Origin of the sequence: Actinomadura soli (assembly GCF_005889715.1) — a bacterium.
GTDB classification, from domain to species: Bacteria; Actinomycetota; Actinomycetes; order Streptosporangiales; family Streptosporangiaceae; genus Spirillospora; species Spirillospora soli.
On record NZ_VCKW01000104.1, the window covers coordinates 1 to 19480 of the forward strand.

At 72.8% G+C, this 19480-nt stretch carries 19 protein-coding genes; 11 read left to right on the forward strand and 8 right to left on the reverse strand.

The window, feature by feature from the left end; genetic code table 11:
* Positions 1 to 1566: alkaline phosphatase D family protein (locus ETD83_RS20675; protein WP_138646785.1), on the forward strand; the 1566-nt coding region annotated here is incomplete at its 5' end.
* A gap of 88 nt (positions 1567 to 1654) precedes the next feature.
* Here ETD83_RS20675 and ETD83_RS20680 read toward each other — a convergent pair.
* Positions 1655 to 2746, reverse strand: coding sequence for an ATP-dependent DNA ligase (locus ETD83_RS20680; protein ID WP_138646786.1), 1092 nt, complete (start codon positions 2744 to 2746; stop codon positions 1655 to 1657).
* A 76-nt stretch (positions 2747 to 2822) separates the two neighbouring features.
* Here ETD83_RS20680 and ETD83_RS20685 point away from each other — a divergent pair, with 76 nt between their 5' ends.
* Entirely contained in the window at positions 2823 to 3524 is a 702-nt protein-coding gene (locus ETD83_RS20685; protein WP_138646787.1) for a dihydrofolate reductase family protein, read from the forward strand.
* Here ETD83_RS20685 and ETD83_RS20690 read toward each other — a convergent pair.
* Positions 3506 to 4225: a pyrimidine reductase family protein gene (locus ETD83_RS20690; RefSeq protein WP_138646788.1), complete on the reverse strand. Its 720-nt coding sequence runs from the start codon at positions 4223 to 4225 to the stop codon at positions 3506 to 3508. The two genes, ETD83_RS20685 and ETD83_RS20690, sit on opposite strands and share 19 nt — an antisense overlap.
* 136 nt (positions 4226 to 4361) lie before the next feature.
* Here ETD83_RS20690 and ETD83_RS20695 point away from each other — a divergent pair, with 136 nt between their 5' ends.
* Positions 4362 to 4763 (forward strand): hypothetical protein, encoded by a 402-nt coding sequence (locus tag ETD83_RS20695; protein ID WP_138646789.1) that lies wholly within the window; start codon positions 4362 to 4364, stop codon positions 4761 to 4763.
* 10 nt (positions 4764 to 4773) lie between these two features.
* Here ETD83_RS20695 and glgX read toward each other — a convergent pair whose 3' ends face one another.
* The 4 genes from glgX to ETD83_RS20715 form a co-directional block, all read right to left on the reverse strand.
* Positions 4774 to 6867: a glycogen debranching protein GlgX gene (gene glgX / locus ETD83_RS20700; protein WP_138646790.1), complete on the reverse strand. Its 2094-nt coding sequence runs from the start codon at positions 6865 to 6867 to the stop codon at positions 4774 to 4776.
* Between the two features lie 99 nt (positions 6868 to 6966).
* Positions 6967 to 7548, reverse strand: a complete 582-nt coding sequence (locus tag ETD83_RS20705) for a GNAT family N-acetyltransferase (protein ID WP_138646791.1) — start codon at positions 7546 to 7548, stop codon at positions 6967 to 6969.
* A 39-nt stretch (positions 7549 to 7587) separates the two neighbouring features.
* Complete coding sequence (locus ETD83_RS20710; protein WP_138646792.1) at positions 7588 to 8136, reverse strand: DUF4262 domain-containing protein; 549 nt, start codon at positions 8134 to 8136, stop codon at positions 7588 to 7590.
* Between the two features lie 46 nt (positions 8137 to 8182).
* Positions 8183 to 8857 carry a hypothetical protein gene (locus ETD83_RS20715; RefSeq protein ID WP_138646793.1) on the reverse strand — a complete coding sequence of 225 codons (675 nt, stop codon included), beginning with the start codon at positions 8855 to 8857 and terminating at the stop codon, positions 8183 to 8185.
* A gap of 188 nt (positions 8858 to 9045) precedes the next feature.
* Here ETD83_RS20715 and ETD83_RS20720 point away from each other — a divergent pair, with 188 nt between their 5' ends.
* The 5 genes from ETD83_RS20720 to ETD83_RS20740 all read left to right on the forward strand — a co-directional run bounded on the left by ETD83_RS20720 (position 9046) and on the right by ETD83_RS20740 (position 14208).
* Complete coding sequence (locus tag ETD83_RS20720) at positions 9046 to 9843, forward strand: SAM-dependent methyltransferase (protein ID WP_138646794.1); 798 nt, start codon at positions 9046 to 9048, stop codon at positions 9841 to 9843.
* 127 nt (positions 9844 to 9970) lie between these two features.
* Complete coding sequence (locus tag ETD83_RS20725; protein WP_138646795.1) at positions 9971 to 10771, forward strand: SAM-dependent methyltransferase; 801 nt, start codon at positions 9971 to 9973, stop codon at positions 10769 to 10771.
* The gene (locus tag ETD83_RS20730; RefSeq protein WP_230421049.1) at positions 10768 to 11763 is read left to right on the forward strand and encodes a sugar ABC transporter substrate-binding protein; all 996 of its coding nucleotides are present in this window, start codon (positions 10768 to 10770) and stop codon (positions 11761 to 11763) included. Before ETD83_RS20725 ends, ETD83_RS20730 begins: the two co-directional genes overlap by 4 nt.
* A gap of 7 nt (positions 11764 to 11770) precedes the next feature.
* Positions 11771 to 13255 carry a sugar ABC transporter ATP-binding protein gene (locus ETD83_RS20735; protein ID WP_138646796.1) on the forward strand — a complete coding sequence of 495 codons (1485 nt, stop codon included), beginning with the start codon at positions 11771 to 11773 and terminating at the stop codon, positions 13253 to 13255.
* The gene (locus tag ETD83_RS20740; protein ID WP_138646797.1) at positions 13252 to 14208 is read left to right on the forward strand and encodes an ABC transporter permease; all 957 of its coding nucleotides are present in this window, start codon (positions 13252 to 13254) and stop codon (positions 14206 to 14208) included. The genes ETD83_RS20735 and ETD83_RS20740 overlap by 4 nt, the downstream gene beginning before the upstream one ends.
* Here the strand turns inward: ETD83_RS20740 and ETD83_RS20745 are convergent.
* Complete coding sequence (locus ETD83_RS20745) at positions 14156 to 15802, reverse strand: acyl-CoA dehydrogenase family protein (RefSeq protein ID WP_138646798.1); 1647 nt, start codon at positions 15800 to 15802, stop codon at positions 14156 to 14158. The two genes, ETD83_RS20740 and ETD83_RS20745, sit on opposite strands and share 53 nt — an antisense overlap.
* 199 nt (positions 15803 to 16001) lie before the next feature.
* Between ETD83_RS20745 and ETD83_RS20750 the strand changes: the two genes are divergently transcribed.
* From ETD83_RS20750 to ETD83_RS20755, 3 genes are all read left to right on the forward strand, one after another.
* Positions 16002 to 16751 carry a DUF1707 SHOCT-like domain-containing protein gene (locus ETD83_RS20750; protein ID WP_138646799.1) on the forward strand — a complete coding sequence of 250 codons (750 nt, stop codon included), beginning with the start codon at positions 16002 to 16004 and terminating at the stop codon, positions 16749 to 16751.
* Between the two features lie 317 nt (positions 16752 to 17068).
* Complete coding sequence (locus ETD83_RS42670) at positions 17069 to 17221, forward strand: hypothetical protein (protein WP_165964538.1); 153 nt, start codon at positions 17069 to 17071, stop codon at positions 17219 to 17221.
* Positions 17222 to 17303: 82 nt separating this feature from the next.
* A complete protein-coding gene (locus ETD83_RS20755) occupies positions 17304 to 18617 on the forward strand; it encodes a hypothetical protein (protein ID WP_138646800.1) in 1314 nt (437 codons plus the stop codon).
* A gap of 95 nt (positions 18618 to 18712) precedes the next feature.
* Here ETD83_RS20755 and ETD83_RS20760 read toward each other — a convergent pair whose 3' ends face one another.
* A complete protein-coding gene (locus ETD83_RS20760) occupies positions 18713 to 19447 on the reverse strand; it encodes a sirohydrochlorin chelatase (RefSeq protein WP_138646810.1) in 735 nt (244 codons plus the stop codon).
* Between the last annotated feature and the right edge of the window lie 33 nt (positions 19448 to 19480).

Genomic DNA, 19480 nt, shown 5'->3' on the forward strand with positions numbered 1-19480 from the left:
CTCGACGGCGACCCGTTCACCCTCGGGGTCGCGTCCGGCGACCCCGAACCGGACGGGTTCGTCCTCTGGACCAGGCTGGCCCTCGACCCCCTCGCCGAGGACGGCCTCGGCGGCATGCCCGCACGGACGATCCCCGTCGGCTGGGAGGTCTCCTCCGACGAGCGCTTCCGCCGCATCGAGCGCCGCGGCACCGCCGCCGCCCGCGCCGCGTCCGCGCACTCCGTCCACATCGAGCTGAACGGCCTGCGCCCCGGCCGCGAGTACTGGTACCGCTTCCGCGCCGGCAGCCACATCTCCCCGGCCGGACGGACCCGCACCGCCCCCCATCCGGCCACCTACGGCCCCGCCCTCGCGATGGCGTTCGTGTCCTGCTCCCAGTTCGAGCACGGCTACTTCACCGCGTACCGGCGGCTCGCCGAAGAGAACCCCGACCTGATCCTGCACCTCGGCGACTACCAGTACGAGTACAAGAAGGGCGTCTACACCATCCCGGGCGGCAACGTCCGCGACCACGAGGGCCCCGAGACCGTCACGCTGGCGACCTACCGGCAGCGGCACGCCCAGTACAAGTCCGACCGCGACCTGCAGGCCGCGCACCAGTCGGCGCCGTGGCTCGTCGTGTTCGACGACCACGAGGTCGAGAACAACTGGGCCGACGACGTCCCCGAGAACAACTCCGACACCCCGTCACCCGAGGCGTTCCGCGCCCGCCGCGCCGCCGCGTTCCAGGCGTACTACGAGAACATGCCGCTGCGCCGCCGCTCCATCCCGCGCGGTCCCGACATCCAGGTCTACCGGCGGGTCTCCTGGGGCCGGCTCGCCAGCTTCCACATGCTCGACACCCGCCAGTTCCGCGACGACCAGGCCTGCGGCGACGGCTACAAGGACTGCCCCGACGCGCTCGACCCGAAGCGCTCCATCACCGGCGACCGCCAGGAGCGCTGGCTGCTGGACGGCTTCCGCCGCTCCCGCGCCCAGTGGGACGTCCTCGGCCAGCAGGTGTTCTTCGCGCAGCGCGACAACACCGAAGGCCCCGTCAAGAAGACCTCGATGGACTCCTGGGACGGCTACGCCGCGTCCCGCGACCGCATCACCAAGGGCTGGCTGGACGCCAAGGTCCGCAACCCCGTCGTGCTCACCGGCGACGTCCACGCCCACTGGGCGAGCGACCTCAAGGCCGACTACGACGACGCCGGCTCCAAGACGGTCGGCGCCGAGCTGGTGTGCTCGTCCATCACCAGCGGCGGCGACGGGGCGGACTCCAACCCCGCCGACCACCCCTTCCTCAAGATCAACCCGCATCTGCGGTTCTACAACAACCAGCGCGGCTACGTCCTCACCAGGATGGCCAAGGACGAGATGAAGGCCGACTTCAAGACGCTGCCGACCGTCCGGACGCACGACGCGAAGGCGTCGACCAAGGCGACGTTCGTGATCGAGGACCGTCAGCCCGGCGTCAAGCAGACCTACCTGCGCCCCTTCGACGCGCCGAAAGGAGCGGCGCGCGCTCGGTCGGACGACGAGCTGATCCGCCAGATCATCGAGAACGAGACGCAGCGACCCTGACCATCCCGCACGGGGGGCGGCGCGGCCGGGACGCTCACCCACGCGTCCCGGCCGCCCTGCCGCAGGCCCCGGGCCGGGCCGGGAGCCGTCAGCGGTCGACGCGCGGGCTGGTCGCCTCCCCGGTGAGGATGTCGGCCAAGTCGTACGCGATCGGGACCTCAAGCTGCTCATAGGTGCACGACTCGGGCGTCCGGTCCGGGCGCCAGTTGCGGAAGCGGGCGGTGTGCCGGAACCGGCTGCCCTCCATCGCCTCGTACGCGACCTCGACCACCAGGTCGGGGCGCAGCGGTACCCAGCTCAGGTCCTTCTTGCCCGTCCAGCGGGAGACCGCGCCCGGCATCCGGTCGGCGGTCGCCTCGTTCTGGCTCGCCCACTCCGACCACGGATGCTCCGAGAGATCCTCCAGGCGGTACGGCTGGAGCTCCTCGACCAGCTCGGCGCGGCGCTTCATCGTGAACGACGCCGCGACCCCCACGTGCTGGAGATGCCCCTTGTCGTTGTAGAGGCCGAGCAGCAGCGACCCCACGATCGGGCCGGACTTGTGCCAGCGGAAGCCCGCCACCACGCAGTCGGCGGTCCGCTCGTGCTTCACCTTGAACAGGACCCGCTTGTCGGGCTCGTACGGGACGTCGCGCGGCTTGGCGATGACGCCGTCGAGCCCGGCGCCCTCGAACTCGTCGAACCAGCGCAGCGCCAGCTCGTAGGAGTCGGACGCGGGCGTCACGTGGATCGGCGCGCCCACCCCGGACAGCGTGTCGACGAGCCGCCGCCGGCGCTCGCCGAGCGGCACCTCCATCAGCGACTCGTCACCGACCGCCAGCAGGTCGAACGCGACGAACGACGCCGGGGTCTCCGCGGCCAGCAGCTTGACCCGCGACGCGGCCGGATGGATGCGCTGCTGGAGGGCCTCGAAGTCGAGGCGCGTCCCCCGCGGCAGGACGATCTCGCCGTCGACCACGCACCGCTCGGGCAGCTCGCGCCGCACCGCCTCGACCAGCTCGGGGAAGTACCGGGTCAGCGGCCGCTCGCCCCGGCTGGACAGCTCCACCTCGTCGCCGTCGCGGAACACGATGCAGCGGAAGCCGTCCCACTTCGGCTCGTACAGCAGGTCGCCCTTGGGCATGGTCTTGACCGCCTTGGCCAGCATCGGCGACAGCGGCAGACTGATCGGCAGGTCCATCCCCCTATAGTGCGCCCCCGGACCGACAAAAGGACAAGGCGGGGGCGGACAAAGGCCGTCCGATAACCTGCAGGTCATGCGCCGTCTGCTGCCCGGACCACCCGCCGGCGGCGTCGATCCGTACGACGCCTACCGCGACGCTCCGGGGCTGCGGCTCGGCATGGTGATGAGCGTGGACGGCTCCGCCACCGACGCCGAAGGCTGGACGGACGCGCTCGGCGGCGACGCCGACTTCCGCGTCTTCCGGACGCTGCGGGCCCTCGCCGACGCGATCCTCGTGGGCGCCGGGACCGTCCGCACAGGGCGTCTCGGCCCGGCCCGGCTACGCCGCGATCTGCGCGCGCGCCGCGGCGGGCCGCCCGCGCCCATCGTCGTGGTCAGCCGCTCCGCCGATCTCGACTGGACGCTCCCGCTGTTCACCGAGGCCGAGACGCCGACCATCGTCGTCACATCGCGTGCCGCGCGGGCCAGGGTCCCGAGCGCGGTCCAGGTGGTCGCCGAGGGCGAGGACGACGTCGACCTGCCCGCCGCCCTTCGGACGCTCCGCGAAGGGCTCGGTCACGAGCATCTCCTCTGCGAAGGCGGCCCGGCGCTGGCGACCGCGCTGATCCGCGCGTCCCTCGTCGACGAGCTGTGCCTGAACATCGCCCCGACCCTGCTCGGCGGCCCCCACCACACCCGTCTTCTGCATGGCCTGGACGCCGAGGTGCCGCTCGACCCCACGGCCCTCTACCTGGACGAAGGCGTCCTGTTCGTCCGCTACCGGCTGCGGGCGTAGCGGAGGAAGAGGAAGTCGTCGTCCTGCAGCGCGTGGGTGAGGGCCAGCTCCGGCGGGACGGGCACCGGCGGCCCGTTCAGGATCCGCGTCGGGTGCCCGCCGATCAGCAGCGGGCTCAGGGTGAGGCACAGCTCGTCGAGCAGCCCGGCCGCCACCACCTGCGCGAGCACGCCCGGACCGCCCTCGCACAGAAGGCGCCGGTGGCCGCGCGCCGCGAGCTCCCCGACGGCGGCGGCGAAGTCGAGCGAGTCCGTCCCGGCGACGATCACGTCGGCGCGCTCCCGCGCGGCCTCCAGCCGCGCCGGGTCGGCGGTCGCGGTCGCCAGCACGATCGTCCTGGCCTTCGCCGCCGTGAAGATCGGCGCGTCGAAGTCCAGGTCGAGGGTGCGGGAGACGATCGCCAGCGGCGGGACGGGCGGCCGCCCGTCCCGGACCCCGTCCCAGCCCTCGCTCGGCACGACGGGCCCGTAGCCCTCGGCGCGCACCGTGTTGGCGCCGACGATGACGACGTCGGCGAGCCCGCGCAGCAGCAGGAACAGGTGCCGGTCGGCGGGGTTGCCGAGGCCGCCGCTGCGCTCCTCGCGCTGCGCCGCGCCGTCCAGGCTGGCGACCATGTTGGCCCGCAGCCAGGTGCCGCCGGGCGGGTAGGCGTACCGCTCGGCGAGGTCGACGTCGCCGGCGGACGGGGTGAGGGCTCGCATAGGAGGCCCAAGCTACTGCACACCGATGCTGACCCTCCGTGCAGCAATCTGTACGAATCCGTCATGGCGGGCCAGTGAAAGGGCGACACTGGGGCCGGGGGACGGGGGTTTGAGAATTGCATGGAAGGAGCCGGGGGTGGAGTTCGCCGCGCTTGCCGCGTGGATCCTCGCCGCCGTGGCGGGCGGCTACCTGCTGATCATCTGGATGACGCACGGGGGAGCCTCGACGAAGGTGACGCGCTTCCCGATCCTGATCGTCGTCGGCCATCCCCTGGCCGCCCTCATCGGCCTCGCCGTGTGGGTCCTCTATGTGGCCACCGGCCGCGCCGCCTACGCGTGGGGCGCGTTCGCGGCGCTGCTGGTCGTCATCATCCAGGGGTTCATGCTGTTCACCCGCTGGCTCGTCGGCCGGGGCGGCCGCCACGCCCGCGGCATCGGGCAGGCGTTCCCGGCCACCGCCGTCGCCGTCCACGGCGGCGTGGCCGTGACGACGTTCGTCCTCGTGTTCCTCACCGTCATGGAGATCACCGGGTCCTAGGGGGCAGGTTCTAGGGGGCGCGGCGGAGGACGGTCAGCGACCGGTCGGTGAGGGGGACGGTGTCGCGGGCCTTGACGCGGGGGCGCTCGCCGGCGGTGCCGGGTTCGGCGGTGTCGAGGGCGAACTCCCAGCGCTCGCCGTACTCGCCGCCGGGGAGCGTGAACTCCACCGGCGCGGAGCCCGCGTTGATCAGCAGGAGGAACGAGTCGTCGCGGACGCGGCGCCCGCGCGGGTCGGGTTCGGTGATGGCGTCGCCGTTGAGGAACACGCCCAGGGACTTGGCGAACCCGACGTTCCAGTCGTGGTCGGTCATGCTCTCGCCGGCCGGGGTCAGCCACGCGATGTCGGCCGCCGCGCCGGTGCCGGTCCCGGTGAAGAAGCGGCGGCGGCGGAACACCGGGTGGTCGCGCCGCAGCCTCGACAGGATCCGGACGAACTCCGTGTCGTCGGAGTCCCCCCAGTGGACCCAGGAGATCTCGTTGTCCTGGCAGTAGGCGTTGTTGTTGCCCCTCTGCGTGCGGCCCAGCTCGTCGCCGTGGGAGAGCATCGGCACGCCCTGGGACAGGAACAGCGTCGCCAGGAAGTTGCGGCGCTGCCGGGCGCGCAGGTCGAGGACGGCGGGGTCCCGGGACGGGCCCTCGACGCCGCTGTTCCACGACCGGTTGTCGTCGGTGCCGTCCCGGTTGTCCTCGCCGTTGGCGTCGTTGTGCTTGTGGTCGTAGGAGACGAGGTCGGTCAGCGTGAACCCGTCGTGGCAGGTGACGAAGTTGATGGACGCGAACGGCCGCCGCGCGCTGTGCTCGTACAGGTCGGACGATCCCGTCAGGCGGGACGCGAACTCCGGCATCGTCGCGTACGAGCCGCGCCAGAAGTCGCGGACGGTGTCGCGGTACTTGCCGTTCCACTCCGTCCACAGCGGCGGGAAGTTGCCGACCTGGTAGCCGCCCTCGCCGACGTCCCACGGCTCGGCGATCAGCTTCACCTGGGACACCACCGGGTCCTGCTGGACGAGGTCGAAGAACGCGGCGAGCCGGTCCACGTCGTGCAGCTCGCGGGCCAGCGCGGACGCCAGGTCGAAGCGGAACCCGTCGACGTGCATCTCCAGGATCCAGTAGCGCAGCGAGTCCATGATGAGCTGCAGCGCGTGCGGGTTGCGGACGTTCAGGGAGTTGCCGCAGCCGGTGTAGTCGAGGTGGTAGCGCTTGTCGTCGTCGCGCAGCCGGTAGTACGACGCGTTGTCGATGCCGCGGAACGACAGCGTCGGGCCGAGATGGTCGCCTTCGGCGGTGTGGTTGTAGACGACGTCCAGGATGACCTCGATGCCCGCCTCGTGCAGGGCGCGCACCATCGCCTTGAACTCCAGCACCTGCTCGCCGCACTGCCCGGACGACCCGTACGCGTTGTGCGGCGCGAAGAACCCGATCGTGTTGTAGCCCCAGTAGTTGCCGAGGCCCCGCGCCACCAGCGCGTGCTCGGGGATCGACTGGTGCACCGGCATCAGCTCCACGGCCGTCACGCCGAGGTCGAGCAGGTGGTCGATCATCACCGGGTGCGCGATGCCCGCGTACGTGCCGCGCTGCTCCGCCGGGACGCCGGGGTGCAGCTTCGTCAGGCCCTTGACGTGCGCCTCGTAGATGACGCTCTCGTGGTACGGGACGCGCGGCGGCCGGTCGTCGGCCCAGTCGAAGAACGGGTTGATCACCACGTTCTTCGGCATGTACGGGGCGCTGTCGTCCTCGTTCAGGACGTCGGGGTCGGCGAACCGGTACGAGAACAGCGACTCGTGCCAGCGGACTCCGCCCTCGACGGCCTTGCCGTAGGGGTCGAGCAGCAGCTTGGCCGGGTTGCACCGGTGGCCTTCGCGCGGGTCGAACGGCCCGTGCACGCGGTACCCGTACCGCTGCCCGGGGCCGATGCCCGGCAGGTAGCCGTGCCAGACGAACCCGTCCACCTCGGGCAGCGCCAGCCGCGTCTCGTGCCCGTCGGCGTCGAACATGCACAGCTCGACCTGGTGCGCCACCTCGGAGAACAGCGCGAAGTTCGTGCCCGTGCCGTCCCAGGTGGCGCCCAGCGGATAGGGGTCCCCGGGCCAAACCTCCCGCATGCGCTCCAACTCCTCGACCGGTTCGTCCTGCCGCGTCGATTGTGGCCTACCCACCGTCCTCCAGCCGCCACCCGCGCCCCACGGGGTGTCATCGGAGTGTCACTGGGCCGCGTGGGGGAGGCGCCAGACGGTCTCACCGTCGTCGGTGGTCTCGCGGGTGGGCCGGAGCCCGAGCTTGGCCGCGACGGCCTCGGACGGGCGGTTCTCCGGGTGGACGGTGGCGACGACGTCGCGGACGCCGTGCGCCAGCAGCCAGTCCAGCAGCGCGCGGGCCGCCTCGGTCGCGAACCCGAACCCCTGGTAGGGCATCCCGATCACCCAGGCCACGGACGCGACGCGGCGCGGCGGGCCCGGCGTCACGGTCGAGCCGGCGGCGGCGGGCGTCACGCAGAAGCCGGGCGGGGCGGGCGCGACGGTGGCCTGGACGTACCCGATCGCCTGCCCGTCGCGGACGCGCCGGACGATCCAGTTCAGCCAGTACTCCTGGTGGTAGGGCGCGGGCCCGGCGACGAGGCGCGCGTATCGGGCGCGCAGCTCGTCGAGGGTGAGGGGCTCGCCGCCGATGTGGCGGTGCAGGCGCGGATCGTCCAGGACGGGCGCCATCTCGTCGGCGTGATGGACGGCCAGCGGCTCCAGGACGAGGCGCTGGGTCCGGATCGGCTCGGAGAGCGTCCCGTACACTCCGCCGATCGTATGCCCCCGGCGCCCGATCGGGGCCGGTCAGAGCCGCCGTGTCCAGACACCCCTGGCGTGCTGCTTGGGGGTGAGCCACAGCCACGGCTGGGAGTGGCGGAACGGCAGGTCCGTGCCGGGCTGCCAGGGGAACAGCCCGTCCGGGTTGGGCCAGACGACCTGCAGCATCGGCAGCGGGGGGCGCCGGTAGAACGCCACGGCCCCGCCGAACAGCCCGTCGTACCAGTGCGGGTCGACCTCGCGGAACGCGGCGGGCTGCCCGCGGACGATGCCGTCGCGGCGGTCGCCGTCCGCCGGGGTCTCCCCGTCGGCGGTCTGCCGGCCGAGCGTGTTGAGCGACTCCTCCATCTCGTACACGTCGCCGCCGAACATGGCCAGCTCGGGCGCGCCGTGGCTGTGCCACAGGCCGATCGTGTACGCCCAGCCGGGCCCGGTGTCGTCGGGATGGACGAGGACGACGCTCCACCCGTACTCCGTGATGTGCACGATGGTGCGGAGCTGGAAGTTGTCCAAGCGGTCGCGGTCACCGTAGTCATTGCAGATGACGCAGGTGCACGGGGAGTGGCCGTCGGACATGACCTTCAGTTTACGATCCGGCGGCGGCCGGTGCGGCTCGGCGCCGTCACCAGAACACCCCGGTGTCGTGCGGCCTCGCCTCGTGGCCTGCGGGGACGTCCGGCCGGGTGAGGCCGCGGACGGACACCACGGCCAGCAGCATCGCGGCGGGCAGCCCGAGCGGCACGGCCGCGAGCGGCGCGACGGTGGCGACCTCCAGCGCCGTCCCGCCGAGCAGGCCCGCGACGCCGAGGTTGTCGCCCTGCCGTCCGGCCGGCAGGACGACCGCGGCGAGCGCGGTGGCGACGGCGACGCCTGCGGCGGGCAGCGCGAAGACCCGGCGCCGGACGAAGAAGCCCAGCGCGACCCCCGCCGCGCCCAGCACCGGCAGGACGAGGACGGCGAGCCGCAGGGCCGGGCTCCGTCCCGTCCGGTAGGCCCGGTCGATCGAGGCCCTGGCGAACGGGATGCCGGGGCCCTGCTCGGTGCGGACGCGGACGTCCCGCGCGCCGGGGAACATGTCCGCGGCGATCCGCCGGGCGAGCGCCCGGACATCGGCGTCCGACCGCAGCCGGCCCGCCGCGTGCAGGTCGAGCTCGGCGTCCCCGTCCGGCAGCAGGGCGACGCCGAACCAGGCCCGCTGCGCAGGGGCGGGGCCGCCGCCTCCGCCGCCCGCGCACCCGGTGAGCACGGCGACCGCCAGCAGTGCCGCGCCGAGCGCGGCGAGCCGTCGGACCGACACCCCGGGGCCTCCGATGCTGGACGGATGGTCGCCGTCCCAGCCTGACCGGACGAGGTCGCACCCGCGTCTCGTTCCGGTGTCGGTGGGTTCTCCAAAGCGCGCCGGCGGGTTCCCCGGAGCCAGTACGTTGAGCCGACCGGTGACGATCATCGTCCGCCGGCGCCCGCCCCGCGAGGAAAGGGGAGTCCATGCCCGACCGCGACGCGCGGGCGCCCTCCGCCATCAAGGCCGAGATCCCGCACGCGGCACGGATCTGGAACTACTGGATGGGCGGCCGGGACAACTACGTGTCCGACCGTGCCGCCGGCGACGCGGTGGCCGCGGTGTACCCGGAGATCGTCACCATGGCGCGGGAGTCGCGGCGGTTCCTCGTCCGCGCCGTCGGCTTCCTCGCGCGCGAGTGCGGCGTGCGCCAGTTCATCGACATCGGGACCGGGCTGCCGACCATGCAGAACACGCACGAGGTCGCGCAGGGCATCGCGTCCGAGTCCAGGGTCGTCTATGTCGACAACGATCCGCTGGTCCTCGTGCACGCCCGCGCGCTGCTCGGCAGCACCACCCCGGAGGGCACGACCACGTACGTGCACGCCGACTACCACGACCCGGACCGGATCGTCGCCGAGGCCCGGAAGGTGGTGGACTTCCGCGAGCCGGCGGCGGTCATGTTCATGGGCGTGCTCGGCTACGAGCCCGACATGGCCGTGGTGCGCGCGATCGTCGGGCGTGTGATGGACGCGACGTCGCCCGGCAGCCACCTGGTGATGTGGGACGGGACCGACACCGGCGCGGAGGTCGTCGAGGGCGCGGAGCGGCTCGCCGAGAGCGGTGGCGTCCCCTACGTCCTGCGCGCCCCCGGGCAGCTCGCGCGGTGCTTCGAGGGGCTTGAGCTGGTCGAGCCCGGGCTCGTCCCGATCAGCGGGTGGCGGCCGGCGGACGGGGACGTCCCGCCCGTCGACGCCTACGGCGCGGTGGGCCGGAAACCTTGACCGAAACCCGCGAATGAGTCTGCCGGAAATCGGGATACCGGATGATCATCACGGAGTTATGTCTTTGCGATCTTCTCGGGCCATACTCGGCGCCAGTCAGCTTGCAAACGCCGTGTAAGGGGCATTGGTGACAGAAGAGGAATTCGCGCCGTACGACTTCGACGCGAACACTCCCAATGCCGCTCGGATGTACGACTACTACCTGGGCGGCAAGGACAACTACCCGGCCGACCGGGAGGCCGCCGAGAAGATCATGGCGCTCGGCCCGAGCCGGGACATCTGCATCGCCAACCGGCGGTTCCTCGGCCGCGCCGTCCGGCTCGCCGCCCGGGACGGGATCAGGCAGTTCCTCGACCTCGGCACCGGGCTGCCGACCCAGGAGAACGTGCACGAGGTCGCCCAGCGGGAGGCGCCCGGCGCGCGCGTCGTCTACGTCGACTACGACCCGGTCGTGCTGGCCCACGCCCGCGCGCTCAAGGCCATCGACGCGACCACGAACGTCGTCCAGCAGGACGTTCGCAAGCCGCGCGAGATCCTGACGCACCCCGGGGTCCTGGAGCTGATCGACTTCTCCGAGCCGGTCGCGGTGCTGTTCGTCGCCGTCCTGCACTGCCTGACCGACGACGAGGACCCGTGGGGCGTCGTCCGGGCGTTCGCCGAGCGGATGGCGCCGGGCAGCCACCTGATCGTGTCGCACCTGACCGACGACGCCCACCCGGAGGTGGGCGCGGCGGCCAGGGAGGTCTACGACGGCGCCACGGCGCCCCTGATCCACCGCGGCCACGCCGCGATCTCCAGGTTCTTCGACGGGTTCGAGGTGCTGGAACCGGGCGTCACCGTGGTCAGCGAATGGCGGCCCGAGAGTGACCTGGACCGGGAGCGTCCCGGCGGGGAATGGTTCTACGTGGGAGTGGGGCGGAAACCGTGAGAAGGCTGGGAATGGTCATCGCGGCGTGTCTGGTCCTCGCGCTCGCGGCGTGCACCGATTCGGACGACGGCGGCTCCGGCTCGTCCGGGGACGCCAGGAGCATCGCGTTCTTCGGGTTCGCGAAGGCCAACTCGTTCTCGCAGGCCACGTTCGAGGGCGTGCGGGAACGGGCGGCGAAGGAGGGCGGGAAGGCGGAGTTCTTCGATTCCGGCTTCGACGCGCAGACGCAGCTCCGCCAGCTGCAGGACGCGATCACGTCCAAGCGCTTCGGCGTGTTCGTCCTGCAGGCCAACGACGGGGCCGCCGTCGTGCCCGCCGTGCGGCAGGCCGTCCGGAGCGGCATCGCGGTCGTCGTCCAGTTCACCCCGGTCGGGACGCGCCACGACACCGCCGAGCCGCAGGTCCCGGGCGTGATCTCGCTGGTGGACGTCCCGGTGCAGAACGGCAGGCAGCTCGGCGTCCTCGGCATCGGCGCCTGCCAGGCCGGCAAGGCCAAGCCCTGCAAGGTCGCCTACCTGGAGGGGCTGAAGACGCTGCCGCTCGACAACGCGCGCACGAAGGCGGTCGTCGACTCCCTGAAGGGCGCCAAGGACGTGGAGGTCGTCGCGCAGGTCGAGGGCGGCTACACCCGCGACTCCGGCCGCAAGGCGATGCAGGACCTGCTGCAGGCCCATCCCGACGTCGACGTGGTCATCGGGTCGTCGCAGGCCCTGTTCGGCGCCGAGGGCGTGGCGAAGGGCAAGGACATCCGCTACGTCGGCAACGGCGCGTCGCGGCAGGCGGTGACCGCGGTCCGCGAGGGCCGCTGGTTCGGCATCCCGTACCTGCCGGTCCGGACCGCCGGGGAGAAGGCCGCCGAGCTGGGGCTGGCGAAGGCGCGCGGCGACAAGGTCCCGGTGACGACCGAGATCTCGTCCCTCGCGCCGAACGGGGGAACGCTCACCAAGGACCTGATCGTCTCGTCCGGGGTCACCGGCGAGTACGACGAGTAGCGGCGGCGTGGACGTCGCGCTCGAAGGCATCCGCAAGGGCTACGGCGGGATCACCGTCCTGCACGACGTCTCGCTGACCCTGCGCGGCGGGCGGGTGCACGGGCTCGTCGGCGAGAACGGCGCGGGGAAGAGCACGCTGGCGCGCGTCCTGTGCGGCGCCGTGCGGGCGGACTCCGGGCGCGTCGCCATGGACGGCGAACCGGTGGGCATCCGCTCACCGCGCGACGCGCTGCGGCACGGCCTCGCGCTCGTCACGCAGGAAGGCGCGATCGTCCCCGGCCTCAGCGTGGCCGACAACGTCTTCCTCGGCGCCGGGCCCGGCCGCCTGGGCGGCCTGCGCGACCCGGCGGGGGACCGCCGCCGCCTCGCCGCCCTCCTCGACCGGACGGGGTTCGCGCTGGACCCGTCCGCCCGCGCGGGCGACCTGCCGCTCGTCCACCGCCAGCAGATCGAGATCCTGCGCGCCCTGGCCCGGGGCGCGCGCCTGATCGCCCTCGACGAGCCGACCGCCCTGCTGCCCGGGCCCGCCGCCGCCCGCCTGCTCCGCCTGGCCCGCGACCTCGCCGAACGCGACGGGATCGCGATCGTCCTCATCTCGCACCGGCTGGGGGAGGTCCTCGCCTCCTGCGACACGGTCACCGTCCTGCGGGACGGCCGGCACGTCACCACCGCGCCCGCCGCCGACCTGACGGCCGCGGACCTGATGCGCGCCATGGTCGGACGCCCCGTCGAGATGCTGTACCCCGAGCCCGCACCCGTCCCGGACGGCGCCCCCGTCGTGCTGGCCGTGCGCGGGCTGTCGCGCGGGACCGCGGTGCGGGGCGTCAGCCTGGACGTGCGGGCGGGGGAGATCGTCGGGCTGGCCGGGCTCGTCGGCAGCGGCCGGACGGAGACGCTGCGGCTCGTCTTCGGCGCCGACCGCCCGCACGGCGGCGAGGTGACGATCATGGGCCGCCGGGTCACCGGGAAGGGGCCGTCCGCCGCGATGGCCCTCGGCGCCGGGCTGGTGCCGGAGTCGCGCGCCGACCAGGGGCTCGTGCTCGTCCGGTCCGCCGCCGAGAACCTGGCCCTGGCCAGCCTGCCGGACCGGCGCCGCCTCGGGTTCGTGCGGCGCCGCGCGGAACGCCTCGCCGTGGGGGACGCCGCGGAGACGCTCGGCGTCCGGGGCGCCGGGCTCGGCCGTCCCGCGTGGACGCTGTCGGGCGGCAACCAGCAGCGGTCGGTGTTCGGCAAGTGGCTTGTCCGGTCGCCGCGCGTCCTGCTGGTGGACGAGCCGACACGCGGTGTCGACGTGGCCGCCAAGGTCCAGATCCACCGGCTGATCGCCGGTCTGGCGGCGCGGGGCGTGGGCGTGCTCATGGCGTCCTCGGAGGTCGAGGAGGTGCTCGGGCTCGCGCACCGCGTCCTGGTGATGCGGGACGGCCGCGTCGCGGGCGAGTTCCCTCGGGGCGCGAGCGCCGAGGACGTCCTCGCGTCGGCGGGCCTGCGATGAGGTACGCGGCGGTCCGCGATCACGGGATCGTCGTGGCGCTCGCCGGTCTCGTCGTCGCGCTGTCCCTGTCGACCGGCACGTTCCTCACGAAGGGGAACCTGGTCAACGTCCTCGACCAGGCCGTCGTCGTCGGCCTGCTGGCGTGCGGCATGACGCTGTGCATCGTCTGCGGCGTGTTCGACCTGTCGGTGAGCGCCGTGCTGGCGGTCAGCGCGGTCGTCGCCGTCCTGGTCACCAGGTCCGCCGGGGTGCCCGCCGGGTACGCGGCGGGCGTCGCCACCGGCGTGCTGATGGGGACCGTGACCGGGCTCGTCGTCGCGCTGTCGCGCGTGCACTCCTTCATCGCGACGCTGGCGCTGAGCATCGTCTACCGGGGCCTCGCGGTCGTGATCACCGGGGGCGCCATCGTCTACCCGCACGCCGGGCAGCTCGACGCGTTCCAGGCGCTGAGCCTGCCGACCGTGCTCGGCGGGATCACCGTCCCGACGCTGGTCCTCGCGGGCGCCGCCGCCGCCTGCTGGGTCCTGCTCGCCGCGACGACGCTCGGCCGGGCCGTCCACGCCGTCGGCGGCAACGCCGAGGCGGCGCGGCTGTCGGGCATCAGGGTCGCGCCCGTCCGGGTCGCCGTGTTCGCCGTCAGCGGCGCCTGCGCCGGGACGGCCGGGCTCGTCATGACGACCCGCGCCGGCTCCGCCCAGGCCGGTCTCGGCTCGCTCCTCGAACTGACCGCCATCGCCGCCGTCGTCATCGGCGGGACGAGCATCCTCGGCGGCGAGGGCGCCGTGTGGCGCTGCCTCGCGGGCGTGCTGATCCTGACGCTCATCTCCAACGGGTTCAACCTGCTCGGCTGGGACCCCACCTACAAGCAGGTGATCGAGGGCCTGCTCATCCTCGCCGCCGTCACGCTCGACCGCCTGCTCCGCCGGACGGCTTCGGGATCGCCCGCTCGATGACGGCGCCGAAGTCCACGCCCGCGGGCAGGGTGCCGAACGCGCCGCCCTGGTCGCCCGCGAGGCGCGTCGCGCAGAAGGCGTCCGCGACGGCCGGGTGACCGTGCCTGACCAGCAGCGACCCCTGCAGCGTCAGCGCCAGCCGCTCGACGATCCGGCGCGCCCTGACCTCGATCGTCGCGGTGCCGGCGAGCGCGTCCTTCACCTCCCGGACGGCCGCGTCCAGCCGCGCGTCGCCGCCGGACGCCGCCTCGATCTCCGCGAACAGCGCCTCGACGGCCTGCGGCTCCTTCGCCATGGCGCGCAGCACGTCCAGCGCGGCGACGTTGCCCGAGCCCTCCCAGATCGAGTTCAGCGGCGACTCGCGGAACAGGCGCGGCATGCCCGACTCCTCCACGTAGCCGTTGCCGCCCAGGCATTCGAGCGCCTCGGCGGCGTGCGCGGGCCACCGCTTGCAGATCCAGTACTTGCTGGCCGCCAGCCCGAGCCGCTTGAACGCCGTCTCGGACTCGTCGCCGCGCACCGACCGGTCGGTGGCGCCCGCGAGCCGCAGCATCGTGATCGTGGCCGCCTCCGACTCGATCGCGAGGTCGGCGAGGACGTTGCGCATCAGCGGCTGGTCGATCAGGTACCGCCCGAACGCCCCGCGGTGCGCCGCGTGGTGGACGGCGGCCGTCACGCCGTGCCGCATCCCGGACGCCGCGCCGATCACGCAGTCCAGCCGGGTCATGTTCACCATCTCGATGATCGTGCGCACGCCGCGGCCCTCGTCCCCGACCCGCCACGCGACCGCGTTCTCGTACTCCACCTCGGCGGACGCGTTGGACCTGTTGCCGAGCTTGTCCTTGAGCCGCATCAGCCGCAGCGGGTTCAGCGCGCCGTCCGGCAGGACGCGGGGGACGAGGAAGCAGGTGAGGCCGTCCGGCGCCTGCGCGAGCGTCAGGAACACGTCGCACATCGGGGCGCTGGTGAACCACTTGTGGCCGGTGAGCCGGTACGTCCCGTCCGGCTGGGGCGCGGCCTGCGTGGAGTTGGCGCGGACGTCCGACCCGCCCTGCTTCTCCGTCATCGACATCCCGGCGAGCAGCGCGTCCTTCGTGAGCGGGGCGCGCAGGCCGAAGTCGTACTCGCGCCTGGCCAGAAGCGGCTCGTACAGCGCGGCCAGCTCGGGCGACCGGCGCAGCGCCGGGACGGCCGCGTACGTCATCGAGATCGGGCAGCCGTGGCCCGCGTCCACCCGCCACGCGTAGAACTTGGCCGCTCGCGCGACGTGCGCGCCCTCACGTGGATCGGTCCACGGCGAGCCGTGCAGCCCGTGCGTCACCGCGACGGTCATCAGCTCGTGCCACGCCGGATGGAACTCGACCTCGTCGATCCGGTTCCCGTACCGGTCATGGGTGCGCAGGACCGGCGGGTGCTCGTTCGCGAGACGTCCCAGCTCCTGGGCCCGCCAGGTGCCCGCCAGCCGGCCGAGCTCGCGCACCCCGGGCTCCGCCCACCCTGCGCCCTCCCGCGCCAGCCCGTCCAGCAGGACGGCGTCGTCGGACACGTCGTGCCCCGCGAGCGGGGGAACCTGGTTGACCACCTCGTGCGTCACCCTGCGACTCCCTCACCCTGCGACCCGACCCCTGCGGCTCCCCGCGTTCAGGCCCTGGATACGCACGATACAGAACCCCGTTCGGGCAAGGTTCGATCCTGCCGGTAGGCTGGTCCGGCGTCCATCCTCCTGAAGTGGTGGGACGATCTCGTCCGCGCGGCGGATTGCCCACGGTCACCGGGGGCATACCTTCGGAATCATGAGTCAGTCCAGTCCGCAGCCGGAGCGGCCGTCCCCGAGCCGCCCGCGGGACGGGCGGCAGGACCTGCACCCCGGCCGGCCCGTCGCCGAGCCCCGTGACGAGATCACGGCGGCTCCCGGCGCGATCCGCGTGCCCGAGGCGACCCGGTCGCCCGAGACGGTACGCGCGTCCGACGCCGAGCGGGAGGCCGTCGTCGAGCGGCTGCGGATCGCCTCCGTCGAGGGACGGCTCACCTTCGAGGAGCTCACCGAGCGGACCGAGGCCGCCTACGCCGCCGTCACCCGCGGCGACCTTGAGGACATCACCGCCGACCTGCCCGGCATGGGCGCCCCCGGCGCCAACCCCGCGCCGCTCCAGGTCAAGCGCAAGTTCAGCGCCGTCATGGGCGACTGCAAGGAACGCATCGTCGGCCGCATCGACGGCCCGCTGGAGGCCGTCTCGGTGATGGGCGACGTCGAGCTCGACCTGCGCGGCGCCCAGGTCCCCACCGGCGAGGTCAGCGTCACCGCCCACGCCGTGATGGGCGACATCAAGATCATCGTCCCGGACGGCGTCCGGGTCGAGGTGACCGGGCACAACTTCCTGGGCGCCCGCAAGGTCGCCGTCCGCGACCCGCTGCCCGGCGCCCGCGTGCCCGTCGTGCACGTCACCGCCAACGCCGTGATGGGCGACGTCAAGATCGTCGACGACGAGCACCACGCCCCCATCCGCCGCGCCATCGCGTCCTGGTGGCGCGACCGCACCTGACCGCCACCCGGTGGCCGGAGACGGCGGAACGGGTGCGCGGGTGGCGCGAAGTCCACGCAGAAGGTACACTCGGCTTGCGGTAGCGTTCGCGCTGCCTCACCAGTCTGAGTTGACCAGTCCGCGTCCGAGTCCTGCAGTCGCAGTCGAGCAGTCGCAGTCCTGAGTCCCAGTCTTGAGTTCTCCAGTCAGCAGTCGTTAATCACCAGTCGCCAGTCGACGTCGCAGTCTTCCAGTTTCACAGTTCTCGTCTGAAGTCGAAGTCCGCCAGGAAGTCGCCGTCCCAGTTCGAGTCGCCCGAGAACGACACGTTAGAGGCGATGATGGACCGAGAGACCGAGTTCCTGATCTGTGCGGTGGTGCTCACCGGAACAGCCGTGACAGCGACGATCTTTCCCGCGCAGACCGTGGGTCTGCTGCTGGGCGTCAGCGTCGGCGCTTTCCTGAAGTGGGCACTCCTCAAGCGGGGCTAGCCAACTGGCGGCCCGCTCACTTTACTTCCGCTGGGGACCTCACTCTTCGATGATGAGGTCCCCAGCGTAAACGGAGGACGAGATGTACAGGCTCATTGATCTGACGCGCGCGCATGCGGGAACCGAAGGCGCGATACTGGAGGCGTTCAACGCCGCCTATGAAGGCCCGCCCCCCACGAAGGTCGAATACATCGTCGTGCCGGGTCAGGCCAGGCCGGAGCGGACCGACGGCCATATCTGGACCGAACTCCCCGGCACGGTGGACGACGCGTCGGTCACGGCGGCCGTCCATGAGCGGGTCGGGCGGGCGCACGAATCCGGCGTCGCGGTCTCGGTGGCGTCGTTCCGGGGGAGCGTGAAGAGCGTCGCGGAGATGCTCGACACCATTCACGGCGGCGTCGAATTCATCCATCTGGGGACCTTCGCGCCCCCCACGGCGGGCGGCGAGCGCCTCGACTGGGACGACGACTGGATGAAACGCGAGGACGCCGTCAACACGCTGGTCCGGGCGATAGGCGCGGCGTCCGGGCAGTCGCGGATGACCGACCTGCGAAAGCACCTCTCCGCGCGCGACCCGCGATTCCAGAAGCAGGTCGGGACGTTCACGGCCCGCCCGAAGTTCATGTCCACACTGGTCTCCCTGGCCGAGGAGCGCGGCCTGGTGGCCGTCGTCCCCACCGCCAACGGGGACAACAATCCGCAGATAGCCCTCACCGCCGCCGGGTATTCGCGCCTCTCTCCGGCGTCCCCCGTTTCCCCGGCGGTCTCCGCCGCGCCCGCCGCGCCCGTCTCCCCGAACGGCCAGGAGCCCCGTTCGCTCTCGCACCAGTGCGTGGACGTGCTGAGGCAGAACAACATGGGCCCGTTCCAGGAATTGCGCCAGGACATCTACCGCGAGCTCGAACGGCTGGTCGAGGACAAGTCCCGGACGGTCGACCAGCTCATCAGGGACGCCGTCCACGCCGTCCGGGACAAGAGCCAGGACGCGCCGAGCAAGTCGGGCAAGAGGTTCCCCTGGAGCCGGATCAGGGCGTTCCTCACCCGGCTGACCCGGCAGGTGCCGGTCTTCCTCAGCGGCGACAAGCCGGTGACGGTCTCCCTCGGCAACAACGGGACCGTGGTCGACGGGCTCGCCGGCGACTGGTGGCAGATGCTCGACGGCGAGCTGATCTGCTTCGTCCTGGGCAAGGGCGTCGCGATCACCCAGTACGACTACGAGGAGCTCGCCGGGGCCCTCTACAACAGCCGCTCCACCGCGTCCTACGACAAGGTGCAGGAGGTCGTCGACTACCTCGCCGGCGCCGGCCGGATCACCGAGGCGCCCGACGACGTGATGAGGATCGTGCTGGCGGCCCCGCCCATGGCGCACAACGGTTCGCCGCCGCCGGGCGACTGACCGGCCCGGCGGAGCGTGAGTGCAGGGCCTCGGCGGAGCAGGCGCGCCGGGGCCCGGCCGCCTGTCGTACGCCGCCTGTTCGTATGGACGCGCCGTCAGACGGCGGCGGCCGTGCGGGACGTTTCCAGCGCCTCGTCGTAGCGGCGGACGATCAGCTCGGCGACCTCCGGCGCCGCGCCGAGGACGGGCGAGACCGCGGCCGCCCCGGCGGCGAGGGACTCCGCCCGGACCTTGTCGGCGAAGTAGCCCGGCGCCAGGAAGTACGACGCCACCGCCACACGAGGGGCGCCCGCGTCGAGAAGGGCCGCCACCGCCTCGGCCGGTGCCGGCCGGGCCGCCGACGCGTACGCCGGGACCACGTCACGCCAGCCGCGCGACCGCCACTCGCGGGCCAGCCGCGCGATGGTGGCGTTGGCGGAGCCGTCGCTGGAGCCCGCCGAGACCAGCACGACGGCCGTGTCCGGGTCGCCGGGGACGACGCCCGCGTCGGACAGGCGGCGCTCCAGCGCGTCCACGAGGAGCGGGTGCGGGCCGAGCGTGCCGGCGGTGCGGAGCCGCAGCCGCGGGTGCAGGCCGCGCACCCGGTTCAGCACGCCCGGGATGTCGGTCTTGCTGTGGTAGGCGGCCGTGAGCAGCAGCGGCAGCACGACCGCGGTGCCGGCGCCGTCCCGGGCGAGGCCGTCCAGCACGCGGTCGGGCGCGGGCGCCGCGTGGTCCAGGAACGAGGCGTGCACGGGCACGTCCGGGCGGCGGTCCCGGACGGCGTCGAGCAGGCGCGCGACGGTCGCGGCGGCGCGCGGGTCCCGGCTGCCGTGCGCGACCGCCACCATCGGACGGCTCCCAAGGCTCACAGGGCTCCTACG